This is a genomic window from Acinetobacter sp. AND/436 (genome assembly GCF_049546925.1).
Taxonomy (GTDB): Bacteria; Pseudomonadota; Gammaproteobacteria; order Pseudomonadales; family Moraxellaceae; genus Acinetobacter; species Acinetobacter indicus.
Genome location: NZ_JBMXBO010000012.1, coordinates 35,075 through 56,208 on the forward strand (window position 1 = coordinate 35,075; position 21,134 = coordinate 56,208).

Consider the following 21,134-nt stretch of genomic DNA (forward strand, 5'->3'; position numbering starts at 1 on the left):
TTAAAGCAATGCTTTAAAACTTGCTCAGGGGGAGTTTATATAGCAATGAAATATCAAAACAAAAAAGGACCCCAAAATGACCTTACACATCACCAAAACCGCGATTGCCCGTTGGCACCAGATGCTTGAACAGCGTGATATGGCCATCCTGAATGAACTGCTGGCCGATGAGGTGGTGTTTCGTTCTCCGGTGGCTTATCAGCCTTATGCCGGCAAGCAGGTGGTATTTTTTATTCTGACCAACGTGATTCAGGTCTTTGAGAACTTTAGCTATCACCGTGAATTTTATGCTGCAGACGGTAACAATGTTGTGCTTGAGTTTTCTGCCCAGGTGGGAGATAAAAAACTCAAGGGTATTGATATGATCCGCTTCAATGATCAAGGTCAGATCATTGATTTTGAAGTGATGATTCGTCCTAAAAGCGGCCTCGAAGCTTTGGCTGCCGAGATGGGACAACGGATGGCACAATTTATGCCCACCTGATCTAAGCCCTGAACTCAACTGACTTCATAACATGAGAGAACTAGCATGATATAAGCCAAACCATAAAAGGGGGGAACAAAACATGAAATTTGTGATCCAGAAAATGGCCCAGCTCACCCAGCGCTTGATTGATGAATGGACCGGCGCCGCAGAACCGACCTTATATTTTAATCCCGAAGGTCAAATCCGGCGCTGTATAGATGTTTTACCGCAACTGAAACAGAAATACCGGCCAACCCCGTGGCTGTCCAATACCCATGCGCATCTGCTTTATTTTGACTTAATCAAGAAAAAAACCATCCGCCTGCATTACGATGCCATTGAGCAGCTGAACATGTCCGATGGTGGCGTAACGGCTATTGCCTGGTACGGTCTGCATCTGCCACCACGCACCCCAACCATTATTGTAATGCACACCATTGTCGGAACTGCCGAGAGCATGAGCGAGCTGGTGCGGGATTTACATCAGCAGACCGGCTGGCGTATTGCCTTATGTTTACGCCGTGGTCATGCCAACTTGCCTATGCCGGTTCCGAAAATCTGCCTGTTTGGTTCCACCGAAGATTTACGGGAACAGATCCAGTTTATTCAGAAAAAATTCCCGGTTTCTGCCCTATATGGGGTAGGTTCATCGGCCGGTACCGGTTTGCTGGTGCGTTATTTAGGTGAAGAAGGCGACAAAACGCCGCTAAAAGCTGCTTTTGCACTGTGCCCGGGGTATGACACCGAAATCGGCTTTAACCATGTTCATCCGTTTTATAGTAAGGTCATGACCAAAAAGGTGATTCAGGCCTTTATTGATCCTTATCGGAGTAGCTGGCAGAAAACCAAATCGCTGGCCAAAGTCATTACCGCGCAAAACCTGGCCGAATTTGAACAGGCCTATTTTGAGATGGCCGGCTATCATGATTATGAAAGTTATAGCAAAGCCATTAACCCGATTTATGTGTTCCAGAATGTCAAAATTCCCCTGATGATTTTAAACGCCGAAGATGATCCGGTTTGTCATATTAAAAATCTGGAACCGTATAAAGAACGTATTCAGAAAATGCCGAATATTATGGTGGTGACCACCAAAAAGGGCAGTCATTGCGGTTTTTATGAAGGTTTAGGTGCGCCACAGTCCTGGGCCACACGTTTAATGGCTGATTATTTAAAGAACCAGCATCAACAGGGTGAACGTTCTTATTCCTGAATGGAACAGCTTCATAAAAAGGCCAATAAAAAACCCAGTACATGGACTGGGTTTTTTTATGCAACAGTGCTTGAAGGCTGAAATCAGTTTTCAAGCGCTGGGGTTGCTGCGGCAATGGCTGCGGCAACAGCGTCATCTTGTGACTGGCTGTCCGGGTCCGGGTTGGCTGGACGGGCTTCTACCGGCTTGTCTTCAGCAGGAGCGGCCTGAGCTGGCTGAGGGGCTGGCGCAGGTTCACGTGGCGTCACTTCACGACGAATTTCAGTTGTGGTGTTTTCAGTTTCAGTACGTTCAACTTCGTATTCCACTGGCGCTTCAGTTTCAGACACTTCTGGCGTTTCTGCTTCAAGTGGCTCGAACTGGGCTGGCTCAGTGATCTGCTCAGTTTGCTGAACCTCAACTTCAACCTGTTCTTCTTCCTGAGGTGCTTCTTTTTTAACACAGGCACTCAGGAATAAACTGGTTGCAATTGCACCACAAATCAAAAATTTTTTGTTCATAATCTAAAAAAGGAGGGTTCAACGAGATGCGCGTATTATAACAGCAAAAAATCAGATGAAAATCCTATGAATAAAATCTAATTTTTTATCGGAAATGCTGATAGAATAGCCAATTGTTTATTGTTCTATGAATTGATGCGGAATGACTTTGCTTTATAGGTGCAGAGTAAAGTAAAATTGCGCAACATTGCAGGCCAGTTTAGGCTCGATTGTACGAGAAACCCAATGACCCATTTTATTTTCGTGACTGGTGGTGTTGTTTCATCACTAGGTAAAGGTATTTCAGCTGCTTCAGTTGCTGCACTTTTAGAAGCCCGTGGTTTGAAAGTAACCATGGTCAAAATGGATCCATACATCAATGTCGATCCAGGGACGATGAGTCCTTTCCAACATGGTGAAGTTTTTGTCACAGAGGATGGTGCTGAAACTGACTTAGACTTGGGTTATTACGAACGTTTCTTGCGTCGTGCGAAGATGACGAAGTTAAACAACTTCACATCAGGTCGCGTGTACCAAGACGTCTTAAATAAAGAGCGTCGTGGTGATTATCTGGGCGGTACCGTTCAGGTGATTCCACACATCACAGATAATATTAAAGAGCGTGTCCTTCGCGCAGGTGAAGGTTATGACGTTGCCATTGTTGAGATTGGCGGCACGGTCGGTGACATTGAATCTCTCCCATTCATGGAATCGGTCCGTCAGCTCATGGTTGAGCTCGGTCATAAACGTACCATGCTGATGCATTTAACCCTGTTGCCATACATCAAGTCTGCAGCAGAGTTAAAAACCAAGCCAACCCAGCACTCGGTTAAAGAATTACTGTCAATCGGTATTCAGCCAGATATCTTAATCTGCCGTACTGAGCACGATGTAGACGCAGATACTACCCGCAAAATTGCACTGTTCACCAACGTTGAAGCGCGTGCAGTGGTGGTATGTAAAGATGCCAAAACCATTTATCAAATTCCACGTACCTTCTATGAGCAGGATGTTGATGATTTGATCTGTGAACGTTTTGGTTTTGATGTGCCAGAAGCAGACCTGTCTGACTGGGATAACGTGGTTGAAGCCTTACTGAATCCGGAATACACCGTACGTGTAGCGATGGTTGGTAAATACGTTGAACTGCCAGATGCCTATAAATCGGTGAACGAAGCATTATTGCATGCCGGTATTCAAAACCGTGTCAAAGTACAAATTGACTATGTCAATGCAGAAGACCTGGAAAGCCAGGACGTTGCAGCCGTACTGAAAGATGCTGACGCAATTCTGGTCCCTGGCGGCTTTGGTGAGCGCGGTACTGAAGGCAAAATGGCGGCAATCCGCTATGCACGTGAAAACGGTGTTCCATTCCTGGGCATCTGTTTAGGTATGCAGCTTGCCGTGATCGAATACGCACGTAATGTTGCCGGTATTGCAGATGCGACTTCAACTGAATTTAACCGTTCAACCAAATCTCCATTAATTGGTCTGATTACCGAATGGTTAGATGAGCGTGGTGAAGTACAGCAGCGTTCAGTTGATTCTGACCTCGGCGGTACCATGCGTTTAGGTGCACAAAAATCAGAACTGGTTGAAGGCACCAAAACCTGTGAAGTGTACGGTTCAGCAGAAATTATTGAACGTCACCGCCACCGCTATGAAATGAATAACCGTTATATTCCTGTTCTTGAAGAAAAAGGCATGAAAATCTCAGGTTATTCACCAGTACAGCACTTGGTGGAAACAGTTGAAATCCCTCAACATCCTTGGTTTATTGCGGTACAATTCCACCCAGAATTTACCAGCTCGCCACGTGATGGACACCCGCTGTTTGCAAGCTTTATTGATGCTGCCAAAAAGCAGTACCAAAACAAGCACTAAGCGGTAAAAGGAATAAACCAGGAAGTTTAAATGTCACAATTAAAAGCACAAGAAGTTGTACGTTTAGGCGATATACAAATGGCAAACCACTTGCCATTTGTACTATTCGGCGGCATGAACGTACTTGAGTCCAAAGATTTGGCCTTTGAAATTGCAGAAACCTATATTGATATCTGCACACGTTTGAATATTCCTTACGTTTTTAAGGCCAGCTTTGATAAAGCCAACCGTTCAAGCCTGAACTCGTTCCGTGGCCCAGGCCTGGAAAAAGGGATTGAGTGGCTGGCAGACATCAAAAAACACTTCAATGTTCCGATTATCACCGACGTGCATGAGCCGTATCAGGCTGCGCCGGTGGCTGAAGTTGCTGACATTATTCAGCTTCCTGCCTTTTTAAGCCGTCAGACCGATTTAGTTGAAGCTATGGCCAAAACACAGGCCATCATCAACATTAAAAAAGCCCAATTCCTTGCGCCGCATGAAATGCGTCATATCCTGCATAAATGTCTGGAAGCTGGTAATGACAAACTGATTCTTTGTGAACGGGGCTCAGCCTTTGGTTACAATAATCTGGTTGTTGACATGCTGGGCTTTGACATCATGAAAGAGATGAATGTGCCGGTATTCTTCGATGTGACCCATGCGCTGCAAACGCCGGGTGGCCGTGCCGATTCAGCAGGTGGTCGCCGTGCGCAAATCACCACACTGGCGCGTGCCGGTATGGCGACCGGGCTTGCAGGTTTATTCCTGGAAGCGCATCCAGATCCGGATGTGGCCAAATGTGATGGCCCGTGTGCGCTGCGCCTGTCACAGCTAGAGCCATTCTTGGCGCAATTAAAAGAATTGGATACTTTAGTTAAAGGATTCAAAAAGTTAGATACTCATTGATGCCCGCAACAGCATCTATTATTCAATCAACTGAGGAATTGTTCATGAGCCAAATCGTTGACATTCGTGCACGTGAAATTTTGGACTCTCGTGGTAACCCAACCATCGAAGCAGACGTAATCTTAGCATCTGGCGTAGTTGGCCGTGCATGTGCACCATCTGGTGCTTCAACTGGTTCTCGTGAAGCTTTAGAACTTCGTGATGGCGATAAAGCACGTTACTTAGGTAAAGGTGTGAAAACTGCCGTAAACAACGTTAACACGCTAATCCGTGATGCGCTGGTGGGTAAATCAGTATTTGAGCAAAAAGACATCGACAATACGATGATTGCTTTAGATGGTACTGAAAACAAAGAAAAATTAGGTGCAAACGCAACGCTAGCCGTATCTTTGGCTGCTGCACGCGCTGCTGCTGATGAAAAGAAAATTCCTCTTTTCCAATACATCGCAGATTTACGTGGTCAAACCATTTTGACTATGCCTGTGCCAATGATGAACATCCTGAACGGTGGTGCGCACGCAGACAACACTGTTGACATCCAAGAGTTCATGATTGAGCCAGTAGGTTTCACTTCATTCGCTGAAGCATTACGTTCAGGCGCTGAAGTATTCCATGCGTTAAAATCAGTATTAAAGAAAAAAGGTTTGAACACAGCTGTAGGTGATGAAGGTGGTTTCGCGCCGAACTTACGTTCAAACGAAGAAGCAATTACCGTAATTCTTGAAGCAATTGAACAGACTGGCTACAAGGCAGGTTCTGACATGATGCTTGCGCTTGACTGTGCATCTTCTGAATTCTACAAGAATGGTCAATACGTACTGGAAGGCGAAGGCAACAAAGCATTCACCAGCAACCAGTTTGCTGACTATTTAGCTGGCTTGGTAAACCAATATCCAATTATCTCAATTGAAGATGGTTTAGATGAATCTGACTGGGAAGGCTGGTCTTACCTGACGTCAATTCTTGGCGACAAGATCCAGTTGGTCGGTGATGACCTGTTCGTGACTAACCCTAAAATCCTGCAACGCGGTATCAACGAAAAAGTGGGTAACTCGATTCTGATTAAATACAACCAGATTGGTACCTTGACTGAAACTTTAGATGCCATCTACCTTGCAAAAGCCAATGGTTACTCGACTGTTATTTCTCACCGTTCAGGTGAAACTGAAGACTCGACCATTGCCGATCTTGCAGTAGGTACAGCAGCAGGTCAAATCAAGACTGGTTCTCTATGCCGTTCTGACCGTGTAGCGAAATATAACCAATTACTTCGTATTGAAGAATTGACGAATGCTGCATATCGCGGTAAAGCTGAGTTTAAAGGTTTAAACTAAGCGACAGATGTCAATGTTAAGTGTATTCGACTCGAAATCGAGTAAAGTACTGTTGGGCCTTGCGATCGTTCTGATCGCAGGGTTTCAATATTTATACTGGTTTGGTGAAGGTGGTTATCGTGAACATCAGGAACTGACCCAGAAAATACAACAACAAACCGAACTCAATAATGAATTAAAAGAACGTAACCGGGTTTTGGCCGCGGAAGTTTATGATTTAAAAAATGGTGTAGAAGCCATCGAAGAACATGCCCGTCTTGATCTGGGCTTAATTAAACCGCATGAAACTTTTGTACAGATGAGTACCATCAGTACCCAATATAAGCCGATTTATATCAATCCGAATGCCCAGGTAGATTTACGTACCAATGAAGCACCACAGCCAGCTGCAACAACCCCTACACCATAAACTTTGGGCCGTTATTCCGGCAGCAGGCTCGGGCAGTCGCTTTTCCAAATCCGAACTCAAGCAATACCAGATGATCCAAGACCACACGGTGCTGGAGCATACGGTAGCGCGTTTAAACCAGTTGCCGCTGGCAGGTTATGTGCTGGCCATGGGTGCGCAGGATGATGTGGCCCAGCGTTTGCCGTTTGCACATCAGGATAAAGCTCATTTTTGTCTGGGTGGCGCAGAGCGGGTCAACTCGGTACTGAATGCCTTGCAGTATTTATCTGCTATTGCATCGGATGAAGACTGGGTGCTGGTGCATGATGCCGCGCGTCCCTGTGTGGCGGTTGAAAACTTATATGCGCTGGTGAATCAGGCGGTACACAGCAACCAGAGTGCCATTCTGGCCATTCCGGTCCGTGACACCCTCAAGCGCGTAGAGACGCAGCAGCAGATTCAGACCACAGTAGACCGTGCCCAGCTGTGGCAGGCGCAAACCCCGCAAATGGCGCGCTTAGGTGAGCTAAAACGCGCGATTGAACAGGCATTGGCGCAAGAGGTGAATATTACCGATGAAGCCAGTGCGCTGGAGCATGGTGGCTATCCGGTACAGGTGGTACAGGGACGCTCGGACAATATTAAAATTACCTATCCCGATGATCTGGAGCTGGCGCGTTTAATTCTGCAAGCCCAGCACGCCGGAAGTACTGCATAAAAAATCTTTGCTGAAATCATGAGTCGGGTGTGTATTTCCGATTCACTCTGCGCATAGTTCATCCTATAATTGCCGATGATTTGTTATCTGGATTGAATGGGGCGCAATGATACCTTCTCAGCAGTATCGTTTTTTACGTCACTCTTTACGTGATGGAAGAAGCATTAAAAGCGATACCTCTCGCTGGACCAAACTACACCTCGATCCTTGGCTATTATGCTTCCTGATCCTGAATGCAATTTTAGGGCTGATGGTGGTGTATAGTGCCACCGCACAGGATATGGGAATGGTGATGCGTCAGGGCATCAGCTTTGGTATCGGCTTTATTGCCATGTTTATCTGTGCGCAGATTCCTCCCAAGGTCTATCAGGCCGCCAGTCCCTATTTTTATGCCCTGGCCGTGCTCATGCTGGTACTGGTGCTGCTGATTGGTGAAACCCGCATGGGTGCCAAACGCTGGATCAGTCTGCCCGGTATTGGCAGTATGCAGCCCAGTGAATTCATGAAATTTACCATGCCACTGATGATGGCCTGGTATTTTGCTCGTAAACCGTTTCCACCCAAATTCCTGCAAATCGTCGGTGCGCTAGTGCTGCTCGGCATTCCTTTTGTGCTGGTGGCGCTACAGCCGGACTTGAACATTGGCCTGATTATTCCGGGCATTTTTGTATTGTTTCTGAGCGGCATGTCCTGGCGTTTAATTGGCGGGGCATTTGCGGCGATGGCCATTGTTGCACCGCTGGCCTGGATGTTTTTATTACAGGAATATCAAAAGAAACGGATTTTAACCCTGTTTGATCCGGAATCTGATGCACTCGGCGCTGGCTGGAATATTATTCAATCTAAAATTGCCATTGGTTCGGGTGGTCTGACCGGTAAGGGCTATCTGGAAGGCACTCAGTCGCATTTGGGTTATTTGCCGGAGCATCATACTGACTTTATTATGTCGACCTATGCTGAAGAATTTGGCTTCTTTGGCGTATTTTTACTGTTCGCGCTGTTTGCTGCAATTATTATCCGCTGCCTGATTATCAGCCTGAGCTGTTTTCATAATTTCGGTCGCCTATATGCCGGTGCAGTTGGCTTGACCTTCTTCTTCTTTGTGTTTTTAAACTCCGGTATGGTCAGCGGGATTTTACCGGTAACCGGCGATCCATTACCGTTAATGAGTTATGGCGGTACGGCTGTGGTCAGTCTGCTGGCCGGGATGGGTATTGTCATGTCAGTACATACCCATCGTTAAACACGATCCTGCTGTTATAAAAAAGCCTCATCTGAGGCTTTTGGGTTATGAGCTTTTCACAAAGCCGGCTTCCTGGGAAGACGGGTATTTGGTCAGCAGGGTGCTACGATACTGCGCGGCCAGTGCATCATTCTTGTCGACATTTTTGGCAATGCTATACAGACGATACACCGCATTGGAGGCTTTAGACGAATTTGGATATTTGCTGGCAACAATTTCAAAATTCTTTTTGGCTTCGCTGTAATTGGTCGGTTCAATTGCCAGATTAAACTCGGCCAGCCAGAAATAGGCATTGCTGATATACACGCTATTCGGATGGTTTTTAATAAAGTTCTGCATCGGGGCAATGGCTTTTTTGGCCCCGCCTTGTTTATAGGCATCCAAAGCGATGGTATAGGCGGCTTTTTCCAGTTCTTCCGTCGAGCTTTGTGTGCTAACCACGGTGGTCGCTGCTGGTGCTGGGGCAGCGGTATTATTTACGGGGTTACTGGTGGGTTGGCTGCTGCTGGCTGTACTGGGAGAACTATCCTGTTGATTATCCTCCTCTACAGCAGGTGCTGCTTCCGGATCAATTTTCTGATTGAGCAGTTCAAGACGCTGGTCTAAATCGGTATAACGGTTGGTCAGTTCATGCTTGAGCTGGGCAATCTCGTTTTCCTGTTCTTCCATTTTGCCACGCAGGGTGCGAATATCATTTTCAAGCTGCTGGTTTTTTTGCATCAATTGCCAGTTCAGGTTGGTGGTGACCGGAGCGCCGCTATTGGAGGCGCCAATGGCCGCCGGGGTGCTGGCGCTGCCGCTGTTCTGACTTAAGCCGCGTGATTCAATGGGAATATTGGCCAGTGCTGGCGCAGAGCAGAGCAGGGTGAGTGCACAGAGCGTATGCTTTTTTAGCATCATTTTCATATCCATCTTTTATCTTTACTGGGAATGTGCGGTCAGGAAAGGGCTCATTCCAAATCATCATGTGCACATTAAAAACGGCCCGAACCCGAATTGCAATAAGCTTTTACAAAGTTGTCATGAATTAGGCGTCTGTCAAAATTCTCGGAATTCTGTTGCAAAATAACCAATTAAATACAAACTGTTTTTTTAATAATCAAATAGATGGCTGATTTATATAAAAGCGCAATCAGGACTTGCAAGTTCAATAAAATTGTCTATACTCTGTTTCTGCAATGGTAGCCCTGCCGGTTACTTCGCAATTTCACCCTGTGAACCCCGCCAGGACCGGAAGGTAGCAACGGTAGCAGACGTGGGATGTGCCGAAGCTTTGCTGGTAGGGTTGCCACCATTTTTATAATTCTTAGAATATCGCTTTTTTCTTTTTAATTTCCTTTCGATTTAATCCCTATATTATTTTCTTATATTTGTCGATGTTTCATCCTAGTTAGATGCTTATCTACATCTCTAGATTCAGTTTTTAATCTTCTGCTTTACGGTTAATCGCCTTCATAATCGCATCCATTTCAAAACCACGATACATTAAAAAGCGGATCTGTCTGGCTTTCAGTTTTGGGTCTTTCGTGACATCAGGACCAAATTTTTTAACTTTTAATTCGTAGGCCTGCTGCACCCAGTCGGTTTCTTTCAGTTCTTCTGAAATTAAAGCGGTATCAATTTTTTTGCTTTTCAGCTTCATTTTAATCTGATTGGGGCCTTTGCCTTTGCGCTTTTGGCTGGACAGCAGGGTTTCCGCCACGCGCTGGTCACTCTGGTAGTTTTCGCGTGACAGTTCATCGACCAGGGCGACCACTTCTTCACGGTTTTCTGCATACAGCGCCAGTTTCTCAATCAGTTCGGCTTTGGAATATTCTTTACGGGTTAGGACTGCAAAAGCATAAGAGCGCAAACGCGAGCCGCTTAAACCCGGTTTGTGCTCCTGACTGTTATTATGATCGAATAAACGTTCTTCAGGATTAAATTCAGGCGGGGCAGTTGCAGATACAGATGGTGCTGGCTGATCTTCTGCATCGCCAAATTGCTGCTTTAAGGTTTCATAGTCCAACAGTTTAGTGAATTTCGCATCTGACATAAGCATCTCGCAGAAAAGGGCCATCAGCATAATAACAAAACGCCCCGTAGGGCGTATTGTGTAATGTCTAAAGTCTCAACAGTTGAGTCTTACAGATCTAATGAAAAGTCAGGTTCCTCTTCGTCTTTTTCTTCAACCACGTTGCCTGTGGTTAATAGCTGTTCACGAATCAGTTTTTCAATGGTCTGTGCCAGTTCAGGATGTTCTTCCAGATGGCGAATGGTATTGTTTTTACCTTGGCCAATCTTTTCACCTTGATATGAATACCAAGCACCAGCTTTTTGCACAATCTCTTGCTGCACAGCCAGGTCGACCAGTTCACCTAAATGGTTCACACCTTTGCCGTACAGAATCTGGAACAGCGCTTCACGGAACGGAGGTGCCATCTTGTTCTTCACCACTTTTACTTTGGTTTCAGAACCGACAATTTCATCACCTTCTTTGACCTGACCAACACGGCGAATATCTAAACGTACTGAGGCATAGAATTTCAGTGCGTTACCACCAGTGGTGGTTTCCGGGCTACCAAACATCACACCAATCTTCATACGGATCTGGTTAATGAAGATCACCATACAGTTAGAACGTTTGGCATTACCGGTAATTTTACGTAGCGCCTGGCTCATCAGACGAGCCTGCAGGCCCATATGTGAATCACCCATTTCGCCTTCAATTTCGGCACGAGGGGTCAGGGCCGCAACAGAGTCGACGACGATCAGGTCAATTGCGCCTGAACGTACCAGCATGTCGGCAATTTCCAGTGCCTGTTCACCGTTGTCCGGTTGTGAAACCAGCAGGTTGTCAATATCTACACCCAGTTTGCGCGCATATTGAGGATCAAGAGCATGTTCGGCATCAATAAAGGCACAGGTGCCGCCGGCTTTTTGACATTCCGCAATGGCTTGCAGGGTCATTGTGGTTTTACCTGAAGATTCAGGGCCATAAATTTCAATAATACGGCCTTTGGGTAAACCGCCAATACCGAGCGCAATATCCAGCGTTAATGAACCGGTAGATACTGCTTCTACAGCCTGTACGGTATTGTCACCAAGACGCATTACTGTGTTTTTACCAAACTGTTTTTCAATCTGGCTTAGGGCAGCATTTAGCGCCTTGCTTTTATTCTCATCCATCTTACAACCTCAATACGATGTCACCAAACAATATACTCAAGTGGATGTATGTACTTCAAACTCTTTCCACCCGAGTATAGTGACAGAATTTATGTTTCTCTTCTATGAAAATCAGTGGCCTTGCGACACATTCTGACGCCCAAAATTAATCATCATGATATGACCAGGACTGGTCATAGGACTGATCATTTTCTTGTTTAAATTTACTGATTTGTCGTCGGTCTTTTTTACTTGGACGATGATCAGGCCGTGCTAGATTATGCAACTTTCTTTGTGATGCAATCAATTCCCGACGAGCAATACTGACCTCAGTTTCTTCATAAAGTTGCTGGGCCACCGGTGCCGGACCGCGGACTGCTGATAAAGACAGTACTTTGACCGTTTTGCGGTCAAAGCCCTGTTGTACGGTCAGCTCCATACCAACCCGGATTTCCTTGGAAACTTTGACGCGCTCACCATTATGATGCACCTTGCCGCCTTCAATGGCTGCTTTGGCAATTGAACGGGTTTTAAAAAAGCGGGCCGCCCAGAGCCACTTGTCAATACGCATGCTTTCTACAGCTTCGTGTTGAGCAGATTTAGGCATATATTTTGTTTTCCTCAGCGTGTTGCAATAGGGGAATCAGGTCGGTCAGCGCATGCAGCATCGGATAACGGCTGTCTGCACGGGCTGCTTTGCCTGATGAAGGCTGCTGAATGGTCAGCAGCTGTTGAATACCGAATTTTGCTGCACCATTGAGTACTTTTTCGGTATCATCAATAAAGTAACAGCGGGCAGGATCAAAAGGATGCTGCTGTGCCAGGTGTTGCCAGAACGCGACAAATTCTTTGGCATGTCCAACGCTTTCACTGCTGATCATGACATCAAAATAGTCGGCCAGACCAGTCTGCTCAAGTTTAAAGGCCAGGCCGGCGCAGTCGGCATTGGTGGCCAGCCAGATTGGATAGCCATTGGCTTTTAGGTAATCGAGCAGCTCGATACAGCCCGGTCTTAAAGCCACCTTATGTTTGTGCTCAATCTGCATGGCCAGTACATCGACCCCGACTTTACTGGTCCAGAAGCGCGATGAATACCAGTTGAGGGTATGGTTGTGTTCCTGATAAAACTGGAACAGGGTATCCCGGCTTTCGGCCAGACTGCATTGATGCAGCTCGGCATAGCGCACCGGTAACAGCTCATTCCAGATGAAATCATCATAGGCAAGGTCAAGCAGCGTACCATCCATGTCAAAGATGATGGTGGGTTGATCAGAATAATTCGACATATAAGGCTATCTATGTTTAAAAAAACCACAGCACCACAAGATCCACTGATTTTGCAGCTGATGCCCATTGTGACACAGGCATGTGAAATCTTGCGAGAAGAATATCAGCGTTATTGTTCCGGTGCCGATTTTGATATTGAACACAAAAGCGATGAATCGCCCGTAACCCAGGCCGATTTTCGGGTGAATGCCTTCATTACAGAACAGCTGGCCCAGCAGTTTCCAGATGTGCCGCTACTGTCAGAAGAAGGCGCAGTTTATGATCGGGCGCGGTGGGACACGTTCTGGCTGCTTGATCCACTCGATGGCACCAAAGAGTTTTTACATCAACGTCCGGAATTTACCATTAACCTGAGTCTGGTCGAAGGCATTCATACCACCTTTGCCATTCTGGCGATTCCGGGCGAGAAAACGGTGTATATCTGCCCCAAACAGGGCCTGCCGCTACGGTTTAATATCCAGCAACAGCAATGGTACGCCTATCTATATGTAGACAGTGGTCCGCAGATTCAAGTCGGTTTAAGTCAAAGTAGCCAAAATAAACCGGTCTATGAGCAGTATCTACAGGCGCTCGCTACGATTGAACAGGACTATACGGTTTTTCGTGCTGGCAGTGCTTATAAGTTCTGCATGATGCTGGAAGATAAAGTGGATTTATATCCGCGTTTTCACCCAACCAGTGAATGGGACACCAGTGCTGGCCAATGCCTGATTGAACGGATTGGCGGTGGCCTGATTGATTTTCAGGGACGGCCATTTTTATATAACCATCGTGATACGCTGTTAAATGGCAATTTTATTGCCTATAAAAATGCCGAAATGAAAGAGATTGCCTTGCGTGCTCTAGCACTTATGGCGAATGAACATTGAGCTAATTTGCCAACATGCTATAGTGGGCTTAACACCTTTGTATTTGGCTTGATCCATGGCGTTAGAGCTGCTTCCACCGAGTATGTTAAAGGCAATTGATTTGTTGCCCGATGTGCATACTCCCGTGACCTTGTTTACCCGGCATTCCATTCGTGAAAATGTGGCTGGACAGGGACTGGCGGGCTATGATTTGCAGTTAACCGGTCCGGGACGTGAACTGGCGCAAAAATGGGGGGCTTATCTCATTGACCATAGCGGACGCGCCATTCAGCATTGTATCTCTAGTCCGATCCAGCGCTGTGTCGATACTGCCGCTTTAATGATTGAAGGCGCAGATTCGGTACATATTGCGCCAAATACCCATCATATTGAAATTGTCGAGCAGGGCTTGCTGGTCGAGCCAGGCAGTTTTGTGCTGGACATCAAGCAGGCTGGTCCGTATTTTCGCCAGCAGGGTGCGTTGGGCTTTATTAACAGCTTTGTCAATAATGCCTTGCCGGGCATGAAACATCCGATTCATGGCGTGGTGGATGTGCTGGAACTGATTTATAACACTCATCCTAACAGTCCGGGCGGCCTAAGTCTGGCGGTCAGTCATGACACCATTCTGGCTGCGATTATTGCGGTAATTTCAGGGCGTAATGAGGTGTCACAGGAAGACTGGCCACAAATGATGGAAGGGCTGTTTGTCTGGTTTGAAGGTGAAAATTTTCTGGAATCACAGTTGAAATGGATCTGGCGCGGCAAAGTACATACCTTGGATATCTCGCAGTTTCATCAAAAAGTTTAATATAAATTTGCGCTGGGGATGGTTTGTGAAGGTGAGCTATGGCTGGCTTTAATATATCTTGCTCACACTCAAAAAAAATCTACCTAAAATGACTATGTGTTACGCCTATTTCTATTGGGGTGCAAGAGTCTTGTTTGTCTAAAAACCGCCTAAATCAAAATTTTCTTTTCTGCTGCATTTTTGTCCATCATTTAAAAAAAATAAAAATAAGCTGTCTCTTTCTCTGTCCAATAAAGTACAACACATTGCTTTAGATTTTAAATTACTCTAATTTAATTTCTTAAATCATTGAAAATATGTGTTTATTTTTTTATTTTTAGTCATAAATTGACATTGGGGTAAAATAAATAGTGAAAAGTGTGATCAAGTTTCCGCTTAGTTTGTTAAGTGTAAGTATATTGTCGTTTATGCTGACGGCATGTGGCGGTGGTGGTAGTGATGGAGAAAGTCAACAGCCGAACAATGGGACAGCACCAGATGCTCCGCTGCATGGAAGTCATTATCCTGAGCCAACGCAAGATGTGGTAAGTCCATCTGTTTTGGGTTTTTATGATTTTAATGCCCAGTCTGAATCACGTGAAGTGCGTAATGATTTAACAGGTTCTTTGCAGGCGATGGTGCAGTTTGCCCAAGGCCATGTGGTTGACCCGAATGGTAACGAAGAGAAAAAAATGCCACGTTTAACCGCAGAACGGGAGGCATTGTTATTAATCACACCGATGCAGGAGATGGATCAGATTAATGCACTGCAGGTTGAGGTGTATCAGAATGAACGGCTGTTACGCCGTATCAACCTGGCTGATCCGACTCAAATTCCGGCCTCGGACCAGAGCAATCGTGATGGCCGTGCAGAAGTGCGCTACAGTAAACGGGCCTGGTCAGCGCGCTTAAACTGGGATGAAGTACGTCCGGGCTTAAAATTACGGATCATTGACAGCAAAAACCGCAGTGGTGATTTACTGGCAGAGCAGATTGATTTTGCTGCGCCTGGTGAACTGGTACTAAATAATATCCGGATTGGACTGCTCACTGCGCCGCCACATTCAACAGGACATGCCATGCTGCTTGAACCGGAAAATTCAGGCACAGACTATTTCCAGACCATTCCGGCAGCGCACATGACGGTGGCTAAATATGATGATATTCAGCTGGATCGGGTGATGGTGGCCAACGGCACCATCTACGACAGTCAAAGTGCAGGCGAAGGCGGTGTTTATTCGGGGGATATGCGTGAAAACACGGCGAAATCGACCTTTAGTGTGGGAATTAACTTGGCCAACTGGGGGGTGACCAGTGCTTCGATGCTCAGTCAGCAACAGCCTCAACTGACTCAAACTGTGGTAACTCACCATGCGCGGGGTAAATATAGCAATGGTGAACAGACCCATGGCTTGAGTGGCGGTAACGGCATGTTGACCCTGTATAACTCGGTGGGTAACGAATTTAGCCATGAAATTGGCCATCATTATGGTTTAGGCCATTATCCGGGCTCTTTTAAAGTAGATGATACCACCACCAATTATTTCTGGTCGGCACATCATGCCGATAGTGGCTGGGGCTATATAGGCTATCGCAACAAAATGCGCGGTAATTTGGCCTGGCAATCCTCCAATCTGGGCGATGGCAAAAACGGGGTGCCAAATTTCCTGAAACTGTATCCGTATGGTTGGGATGCCATGTCAGGCGGTGCCACCAATAGCAGTATTTCACGTTATACCCATTACACCGGTTATAGTACCTTTTTGCGTATCCAGCCGCATTTTACCAATCGTCATGTGTGGGATGAAAGCTCGCCATCCGGCTATAAACGCTGGAATCCGGACAGCCGCCAGATGGAAGTGGTCTATCCGAAAGTGCCGAATTCAAGCGAGGTCTGGTATAACAGCGCCGATGGCTATTATTTAAAACCGCGTTTATTTGGGGTGCCGGTGATTACCATTATTGGCGGCTATGATCCGGAAACCCAGCAAGGGGTGTTGTATCCGGCAGCACGCAGCAACTGGGGCAATGTCTATGATTTTCCGGCTGCACAGCGTGGCGCAGAACAGGCGGCTTGCTGGTTAGATGTTCAATATACCAATCGCAGCCAGAACGTGGCTTTGGCACCTCATCGTATGCGTGGTAATGCCAATAAGCTGCATGTGAACCTGGCCATTACAGATCAGCCGCAACAGGTTAATTTGTACTGCAAAAAAGCCAATGAAGCCGAGAAATTATTATCGACACTTACGATTCCTCAATACGGCACTGCCATTTCAGCTGCTGTAAAAATTGGACGTGAGGATGGTTATACGGCGCTTAGAAAAGTGGAATTGCCGGAATTCCAGCAGCAATTGGAAGCACAGGCCAATCAGGCGGTGATCGCTTTAAAGCCAGCTGCACAATTACTATATGATTCTTATGCAGAAAATCGTCATGAATTGAGTGCACTAGCTCAGCAGCAGTTGCAGCGTTATGAACAGCAGCAACAGAACATCTACCGTTTGAATCGCTGGATGAATGTCTACCGTGCCGATCTGGAGCATGCAAAACCTGAAGCGCAAACAGCGCTGGAAGGCTTCGTGACGCAGTTGGGACTGGCCAATGAAGATCTTCTGGCTGAAGCAACGCTACTTAAAAACAGAAATAACTGTTTGAAAGTGGAAACTCTGGCGACAGGTCAGAAAAATGTCTATATCAGTGGTGCAAGCGCCTGTACCGGAGATGACACCGAGCAATGGATTTATGATGGTTTGGGCCGGATTCATAGTAAAGCCGAGATGGATCTGTGTTTAAGCAATAACGGCAATATGGTAACACTGGCCAGCTGTAGCACCACACAGGACAGTCAGGTGTGGACAATGCATACAGAAACCGGAACCATCCGCCAGGGTGCTCAATGTTTTGATCTGGAACATGGCTATTTAAAAGACAATCGTGCCCGTTTAATCCGCTATGGCTGTACCGGTGGGGCAAACCAGCAATGGACCCAGTTAAGCGCTAATAATAGTCTGCAACTGGCTTATTTAACCCCAGAAAACTTAAGACTGATGCTGAAATAACAATTCATATTCAACATTCTAGTCTGAATTATATAAACACCTTCTAAGTAGTTTAGGAGGTGTTTTTTTATGGGGGATGTTGTGGCAATCAAAAATATAGGGGGACAGATTTATTTTCTAGTGATGGTAGGTCGTGTGATGGTTAGATGTTTTTTAGACGGTTTAGTGTGGAATTGAGATGGAATCGATCGGGACGTAAACGTATTGAGGATAAGATCGGACCAAAATAAAATCTACAGATACAAAAAAAGCCCTGAATCAGGGCTCTTTCTGCTTTGCGATTAGTTAGAAGCTAATGCTTTAACTTGCGCGTTCAAGCGGCTCTTATGACGAGCAGCTTTATTTTTATGGATGATGCCTTTATCAGCCATGCGGTCGATTACAGGTACAGCTTTTTTGTAAGCTTCTGAAGCAACAGCATAGTCACCAGCAGCGATAGCAGCTACTGTACGTTTAAGATAGGTACGAACCATAGAACGCAAGCTTGCGTTATGTTTACGTGCTTTAACGTTTTGACGAGCACGTTTTTTAGCTTGAGCAGAGTTTGCCACTCGTGCACTCCTTGAAATAGATTGGTCTGGGCGGGCCGCAATTCAACTGAAAACCACATCAGCAGAATTTCACCAGCCCGTAAACAAGTGCCATATTTTGATTAAACAATGCGTCGAAGTCAAGTCTTGACAAGCTTTGACAACATTTAAGATGCAGAAAAAAATGAAAGAAAACGTTAGATTAGTGTGAGTGCCTGAATATTGGATAAAAAATGACTCAAATCATAAAAAAAGCCATTGTCATTGGATCGACCGGTTTGGTCGGCCGGGCACTGGTTTCTGCCTTAAATGATCATCCTGCCTGTCAGCAGGTTACGGCGGTGGTGCGTCGTCCGGATGCAGCCTTTGAACAGATGGCCAAAGTACAGCCATTGGTGCTGGAAGATTTACTGATGCTGAATGATCAGGATGTCAGCGAGCATAGTCATGGCTTTAGCTGTTTGGGTACCACCCTGAAAAAAGCCGGCTCAAAAGATAACTTTTATGCGACTGACTTTACTATCAATGCCCATTTTGCCGAGCTGTTGCAGCAAACCTCTGCCCATTATCTGCTGGTCAGTGCCTTGGGGGCCAATGCCAGATCGCCATTTTTTTATAATCGGGTCAAAGGTGAACTGGAACAGTACATTCAGAACTTATCTTTAAGCAAAGTTTCACTGCTGCGCCCATCGTTATTGCTAGGCGAGCGTCAGGATGCACGTTTTCTGGAAGATCTGTCACAGCAGCTGTTTCAGCGCTGTTCATCTTTTTTGCCTAAAAATTTTAAACATCGGCCAGTGACAGCCGGGCAGGTGGCTCATACTATGGTCGAGGCTGCCTTAACTCAAACTGAAAAGTTTGAAATTTATGATAATTTACGCATACAACATACAAAATGAGGGAAACACACGTGTCTACAGTCGCTTTCGTTACTTGTGATTTGCTGGATGATAACCCGGATAAACAGCTGCAAGTGGTCACCCCATCAATGGATGGCAAATTTTTCAAAAGCTATGGCGCGCGTAAAAGTTTTGGCGGTCAGGTGGTGACGGTAAAATGCTTTGAAGATAATTCGCGTGTAAAAGAATTACTGGCGACTGAAGGCCGGGGCAAAGTGCTGGTGGTGGATGGTGGTGCGTCAATGCGCTGTGCACTTATGGGCGACCTGATTGCCGAATCTGCAGTAAAAAACAACTGGAATGGTGTGATTATTTATGGTTGTGTACGTGATGTCGATGCCATTGCTGAACTGGATTTAGGCGTACATGCGCTGGCAGCAATTCCACAAAAAAGTAACCGTAAAGGCGTGGGTGAGGTCGATATTCCGCTCAGCTTTGGTGGTGTGAATATTCAGTCGGGTGATTATATTTATGCCGATAATAATGGTATTGTGGTGGCCAAAGAAGCATTGGTGGAGCTGTAATCAACCCGATTCGGCATTCATCTTCTAGAACATAACAAGAACAGGAAGGTCATGATGTTGCATCATCAAATTAAAGTGGTACAGGCATTGGCTTCTGCTTTGACCGAAGGCGGGCGCGGAAGCAATGGCACAGCATTTCCCAAGCAACCTGAGCAGCCGCTCAAGTTGTATGAGTTTGAAGGTTCACCATTTTGTCGACGTGTCCGCGAAGTCATGACCTTGCTGAATCTGGATTATGAAGTCTATCCCTGTCCTAAAGGTGGTAAAAAATACCGTCCGCAGGTCAAGGAATTGGGCGGTAAACTGCAATTTCCATTTCTGGTAGATGAAAATACTGGAGATCATCTCTACGAATCGCAGCAGATTATTCATCATCTGTTTAAACACTATGGCAAAAGCGGGAAAACCCCGCGGCGCTATGCACATTATCCAAAAATTCCCTTTGTGGCCTTTGCTGGTACGCTGCTTAATGGTGCACGCGGGGTCTGGGTCAAGAAAAAGATTAAAAACCGTGCGGCACCAGAGCAACTGCTGGAGCTGTGGGGTTTTGAAGCCAGTCCGTATACGCGCATTGTGCGCAGTACCTTAACCGAGCTGGAATTGCCTTTTATTTTCCATAATGTGGCCAAAGAGCGCTGGCAGGATCAGGGGCTGGCCAAATTACGTTTAAAGTCAGGTAAATATGTACCTTTAAAGGGCGGTAAACGTGAGAAAGTCTTGGCACTGATGGGAGAGAATATTCAGGTGCCTTATCTGGTCGATCCGAATACCGGCGCTCATATGTTTGAATCGGATGATATTGTGCATTATTTGCAGCGCCAGTATGGTTAAAACTCTCAAGTTAAAAGCATCTTCGGATGCTTTTTTGTTTTTATGAAGATATCCGCGTTCAAACGCTGGATCTCCATGCTAAAGCCGATACACTAGGCACAGCGAATTTCAGGATATAACCATATGTTCAATAAAGTGGCGCAACTGTTTAAAAGCAAGCCCTCTCCAGAAGCAGAATTTCTGGCTGAACATCAGATTCAGTTTGATCCGCAACACGGCTATATCGTCGATGGTATTGTGCTGAATGATGCTTTATCGGAGCGGCTGGAGTATTTGTCTAATCGGCGTATGAACCGTTTTGATGACCTGAAAGAACTGTATTTTACCGCCATGCTGATCAATGAAAAAATTGATCTGGAAATTGCCACGCAAAGCTTTGTGACGCGTTTGGGCAACACAGAAGAAAACCTGTTGCAGTTTAAAAGTATCGTGAAACGCCTGAATGATTATTATCGTCAGTTCTTGCGTGAGAAAAAGTAAGCTTCAATCCATCTTTTCAGCTAGATGCAGTCTCATTTTTCAGATAAAGATTAAGAAAAATTAACGTAATGGATGGAAATGCTCGTGTTAGTATAAGCCGCATGTTGATTAGACCTAAAAGCT

22 protein-coding genes and 1 other RNA gene are annotated in these 21,134 nt (G+C 45.9%); 16 read left to right on the plus strand and 7 right to left on the minus strand.

The annotated features are described in order from the left end of the window. The first annotated feature begins 76 nt into the window (after nucleotides 1–76). Both ACPEPR_RS10305 and ACPEPR_RS10310 read left to right on the plus strand, forming a co-directional pair. Entirely contained in the window at nucleotides 77–484 is a 408-nt protein-coding gene (locus ACPEPR_RS10305) for a nuclear transport factor 2 family protein (RefSeq protein ID WP_075166817.1), read from the plus strand. An 82-nt stretch (nucleotides 485–566) separates the two neighbouring features. Then, nucleotides 567–1,679 (plus strand): YheT family hydrolase, encoded by a 1,113-nt coding sequence (locus tag ACPEPR_RS10310; protein ID WP_168381445.1) that lies wholly within the window; start codon nucleotides 567–569, stop codon nucleotides 1,677–1,679. An 83-nt stretch (nucleotides 1,680–1,762) separates the two neighbouring features. Here the strand turns inward: ACPEPR_RS10310 and ACPEPR_RS10315 are convergent, their stop codons facing one another. Continuing rightward, nucleotides 1,763–2,179: a hypothetical protein gene (locus ACPEPR_RS10315; protein WP_005178512.1), complete on the minus strand. Its 417-nt coding sequence runs from the start codon at nucleotides 2,177–2,179 to the stop codon at nucleotides 1,763–1,765. A gap of 225 nt (nucleotides 2,180–2,404) precedes the next feature. Here ACPEPR_RS10315 and ACPEPR_RS10320 point away from each other — a divergent pair, with 225 nt between their 5' ends. The 6 genes from ACPEPR_RS10320 to rodA all read left to right on the plus strand — a co-directional run bounded on the left by ACPEPR_RS10320 (nucleotide 2,405) and on the right by rodA (nucleotide 8,613). Continuing rightward, nucleotides 2,405–4,042 carry a CTP synthase gene (locus tag ACPEPR_RS10320; protein ID WP_005178510.1) on the plus strand — a complete coding sequence of 546 codons (1,638 nt, stop codon included), beginning with the start codon at nucleotides 2,405–2,407 and terminating at the stop codon, nucleotides 4,040–4,042. Between the two features lie 30 nt (nucleotides 4,043–4,072). Continuing rightward, entirely contained in the window at nucleotides 4,073–4,930 is an 858-nt protein-coding gene (gene kdsA / locus ACPEPR_RS10325; RefSeq protein WP_005178509.1) for a 3-deoxy-8-phosphooctulonate synthase, read from the plus strand. 44 nt (nucleotides 4,931–4,974) lie between these two features. Then, nucleotides 4,975–6,264: a phosphopyruvate hydratase gene (eno, locus tag ACPEPR_RS10330; protein ID WP_016659026.1), complete on the plus strand. Its 1,290-nt coding sequence runs from the start codon at nucleotides 4,975–4,977 to the stop codon at nucleotides 6,262–6,264. 7 nt (nucleotides 6,265–6,271) lie between these two features. After that, nucleotides 6,272–6,673 (plus strand): septum formation initiator family protein, encoded by a 402-nt coding sequence (locus ACPEPR_RS10335; protein WP_075167982.1) that lies wholly within the window; start codon nucleotides 6,272–6,274, stop codon nucleotides 6,671–6,673. Next, on the plus strand, nucleotides 6,633–7,370 hold the full coding sequence (gene ispD / locus ACPEPR_RS10340) for a 2-C-methyl-D-erythritol 4-phosphate cytidylyltransferase (protein WP_423562399.1): 738 nt from the start codon (nucleotides 6,633–6,635) through the stop codon (nucleotides 7,368–7,370). The genes ACPEPR_RS10335 and ispD overlap by 41 nt, the downstream gene beginning before the upstream one ends. A gap of 106 nt (nucleotides 7,371–7,476) precedes the next feature. Then, on the plus strand, nucleotides 7,477–8,613 hold the full coding sequence (gene rodA / locus ACPEPR_RS10345) for a rod shape-determining protein RodA (protein ID WP_005178500.1): 1,137 nt from the start codon (nucleotides 7,477–7,479) through the stop codon (nucleotides 8,611–8,613). A gap of 45 nt (nucleotides 8,614–8,658) precedes the next feature. On the opposite strand, the gene ACPEPR_RS10350 is transcribed toward rodA, so the two are convergent. Beyond that, entirely contained in the window at nucleotides 8,659–9,513 is an 855-nt protein-coding gene (locus ACPEPR_RS10350) for a YbgF trimerization domain-containing protein (RefSeq protein WP_016659024.1), read from the minus strand. 288 nt (nucleotides 9,514–9,801) lie between these two features. Here ACPEPR_RS10350 and ffs point away from each other — a divergent pair. Further along, an RNA gene (ffs, locus tag ACPEPR_RS10355) (signal recognition particle sRNA small type) lies at nucleotides 9,802–9,898 on the plus strand. A gap of 138 nt (nucleotides 9,899–10,036) precedes the next feature. Here the strand turns inward: ffs and ACPEPR_RS10360 are convergent. From ACPEPR_RS10360 to ACPEPR_RS10375, 4 genes are all read right to left on the minus strand, one after another. Beyond that, nucleotides 10,037–10,648 carry a regulatory protein RecX gene (locus ACPEPR_RS10360; protein WP_423562400.1) on the minus strand — a complete coding sequence of 204 codons (612 nt, stop codon included), beginning with the start codon at nucleotides 10,646–10,648 and terminating at the stop codon, nucleotides 10,037–10,039. Between the two features lie 89 nt (nucleotides 10,649–10,737). Next, the gene (gene recA / locus ACPEPR_RS10365; RefSeq protein WP_005178495.1) at nucleotides 10,738–11,781 is read right to left on the minus strand and encodes a recombinase RecA; all 1,044 of its coding nucleotides are present in this window, start codon (nucleotides 11,779–11,781) and stop codon (nucleotides 10,738–10,740) included. A gap of 145 nt (nucleotides 11,782–11,926) precedes the next feature. Next, nucleotides 11,927–12,367: an RNA-binding S4 domain-containing protein gene (locus ACPEPR_RS10370; RefSeq protein WP_005178493.1), complete on the minus strand. Its 441-nt coding sequence runs from the start codon at nucleotides 12,365–12,367 to the stop codon at nucleotides 11,927–11,929. Next, nucleotides 12,360–13,046, minus strand: coding sequence for an HAD-IA family hydrolase (locus ACPEPR_RS10375; RefSeq protein WP_005178491.1), 687 nt, complete (start codon nucleotides 13,044–13,046; stop codon nucleotides 12,360–12,362). Before ACPEPR_RS10375 ends, ACPEPR_RS10370 begins: the two co-directional genes overlap by 8 nt. Nucleotides 13,047–13,058: 12 nt before the next feature. Between ACPEPR_RS10375 and ACPEPR_RS10380 the strand changes: the two genes are divergently transcribed. From ACPEPR_RS10380 to ACPEPR_RS10390, 3 genes are all read left to right on the plus strand, one after another. After that, nucleotides 13,059–13,916 (plus strand): 3'(2'),5'-bisphosphate nucleotidase CysQ family protein, encoded by an 858-nt coding sequence (locus ACPEPR_RS10380; protein ID WP_423562401.1) that lies wholly within the window; start codon nucleotides 13,059–13,061, stop codon nucleotides 13,914–13,916. 55 nt (nucleotides 13,917–13,971) lie between these two features. Further along, the gene (locus ACPEPR_RS10385) at nucleotides 13,972–14,706 is read left to right on the plus strand and encodes a histidine phosphatase family protein (RefSeq protein WP_005178488.1); all 735 of its coding nucleotides are present in this window, start codon (nucleotides 13,972–13,974) and stop codon (nucleotides 14,704–14,706) included. A gap of 362 nt (nucleotides 14,707–15,068) precedes the next feature. Next, on the plus strand, nucleotides 15,069–17,747 hold the full coding sequence (locus ACPEPR_RS10390; RefSeq protein WP_423562412.1) for a M66 family metalloprotease: 2,679 nt from the start codon (nucleotides 15,069–15,071) through the stop codon (nucleotides 17,745–17,747). Nucleotides 17,748–18,028: 281 nt separating this feature from the next. Here ACPEPR_RS10390 and rpsT read toward each other — a convergent pair whose 3' ends face one another. Beyond that, nucleotides 18,029–18,298, minus strand: coding sequence for a 30S ribosomal protein S20 (gene rpsT, locus ACPEPR_RS10395; RefSeq protein WP_005178484.1), 270 nt, complete (start codon nucleotides 18,296–18,298; stop codon nucleotides 18,029–18,031). A gap of 212 nt (nucleotides 18,299–18,510) precedes the next feature. Here rpsT and ACPEPR_RS10400 point away from each other — a divergent pair, with 212 nt between their 5' ends. The 4 genes from ACPEPR_RS10400 (at nucleotide 18,511) to ACPEPR_RS10415 (ending at nucleotide 21,011) form a co-directional block, all read left to right on the plus strand. Continuing rightward, nucleotides 18,511–19,176 (plus strand): NAD(P)H-binding protein, encoded by a 666-nt coding sequence (locus ACPEPR_RS10400; RefSeq protein ID WP_075167976.1) that lies wholly within the window; start codon nucleotides 18,511–18,513, stop codon nucleotides 19,174–19,176. An 11-nt stretch (nucleotides 19,177–19,187) separates the two neighbouring features. After that, on the plus strand, nucleotides 19,188–19,700 hold the full coding sequence (gene rraA, locus ACPEPR_RS10405; RefSeq protein ID WP_005178481.1) for a ribonuclease E activity regulator RraA: 513 nt from the start codon (nucleotides 19,188–19,190) through the stop codon (nucleotides 19,698–19,700). Between the two features lie 54 nt (nucleotides 19,701–19,754). Further along, nucleotides 19,755–20,531: a glutathione S-transferase N-terminal domain-containing protein gene (locus tag ACPEPR_RS10410; RefSeq protein WP_423562402.1), complete on the plus strand. Its 777-nt coding sequence runs from the start codon at nucleotides 19,755–19,757 to the stop codon at nucleotides 20,529–20,531. A gap of 123 nt (nucleotides 20,532–20,654) precedes the next feature. Next, nucleotides 20,655–21,011: a hypothetical protein gene (locus ACPEPR_RS10415; protein WP_005178476.1), complete on the plus strand. Its 357-nt coding sequence runs from the start codon at nucleotides 20,655–20,657 to the stop codon at nucleotides 21,009–21,011. Nucleotides 21,012–21,134 lie beyond the last annotated feature (123 nt).

What these genes read in the sequence shown, in the direction of transcription:
- recA (WP_005178495.1), bottom strand. Translation starts at nt 11,781, where the DNA reads ATGGATGAGAATAAAAGCAAGGCGCTAAATGCTGCCCTAAGCCAGATT.
- ACPEPR_RS10350 (WP_016659024.1), bottom strand. Translation starts at nt 9,513, where the DNA reads ATGATGCTAAAAAAGCATACGCTCTGTGCACTCACCCTGCTCTGCTCT.
- ACPEPR_RS10400 (WP_075167976.1), top strand. Translation starts at nt 18,511, where the DNA reads ATGACTCAAATCATAAAAAAAGCCATTGTCATTGGATCGACCGGTTTG.
- eno (WP_016659026.1), top strand. Translation starts at nt 4,975, where the DNA reads ATGAGCCAAATCGTTGACATTCGTGCACGTGAAATTTTGGACTCTCGT.
- ACPEPR_RS10360 (WP_423562400.1), bottom strand. Translation starts at nt 10,648, where the DNA reads ATGTCAGATGCGAAATTCACTAAACTGTTGGACTATGAAACCTTAAAG.
- ACPEPR_RS10380 (WP_423562401.1), top strand. Translation starts at nt 13,059, where the DNA reads ATGTTTAAAAAAACCACAGCACCACAAGATCCACTGATTTTGCAGCTG.
- ACPEPR_RS10320 (WP_005178510.1), top strand. Translation starts at nt 2,405, where the DNA reads ATGACCCATTTTATTTTCGTGACTGGTGGTGTTGTTTCATCACTAGGT.
- ACPEPR_RS10335 (WP_075167982.1), top strand. Translation starts at nt 6,272, where the DNA reads ATGTCAATGTTAAGTGTATTCGACTCGAAATCGAGTAAAGTACTGTTG.
- ACPEPR_RS10310 (WP_168381445.1), top strand. Translation starts at nt 567, where the DNA reads ATGAAATTTGTGATCCAGAAAATGGCCCAGCTCACCCAGCGCTTGATT.
- ACPEPR_RS10410 (WP_423562402.1), top strand. Translation starts at nt 19,755, where the DNA reads ATGTTGCATCATCAAATTAAAGTGGTACAGGCATTGGCTTCTGCTTTG.
- ACPEPR_RS10370 (WP_005178493.1), bottom strand. Translation starts at nt 12,367, where the DNA reads ATGCCTAAATCTGCTCAACACGAAGCTGTAGAAAGCATGCGTATTGAC.
- ACPEPR_RS10415 (WP_005178476.1), top strand. Translation starts at nt 20,655, where the DNA reads ATGTTCAATAAAGTGGCGCAACTGTTTAAAAGCAAGCCCTCTCCAGAA.
- rodA (WP_005178500.1), top strand. Translation starts at nt 7,477, where the DNA reads ATGATACCTTCTCAGCAGTATCGTTTTTTACGTCACTCTTTACGTGAT.
- ACPEPR_RS10305 (WP_075166817.1), top strand. Translation starts at nt 77, where the DNA reads ATGACCTTACACATCACCAAAACCGCGATTGCCCGTTGGCACCAGATG.
- kdsA (WP_005178509.1), top strand. Translation starts at nt 4,073, where the DNA reads ATGTCACAATTAAAAGCACAAGAAGTTGTACGTTTAGGCGATATACAA.
- ACPEPR_RS10315 (WP_005178512.1), bottom strand. Translation starts at nt 2,179, where the DNA reads ATGAACAAAAAATTTTTGATTTGTGGTGCAATTGCAACCAGTTTATTC.
- ACPEPR_RS10385 (WP_005178488.1), top strand. Translation starts at nt 13,972, where the DNA reads ATGGCGTTAGAGCTGCTTCCACCGAGTATGTTAAAGGCAATTGATTTG.
- ispD (WP_423562399.1), top strand. Translation starts at nt 6,633, where the DNA reads ATGAAGCACCACAGCCAGCTGCAACAACCCCTACACCATAAACTTTGG.
- ACPEPR_RS10375 (WP_005178491.1), bottom strand. Translation starts at nt 13,046, where the DNA reads ATGTCGAATTATTCTGATCAACCCACCATCATCTTTGACATGGATGGT.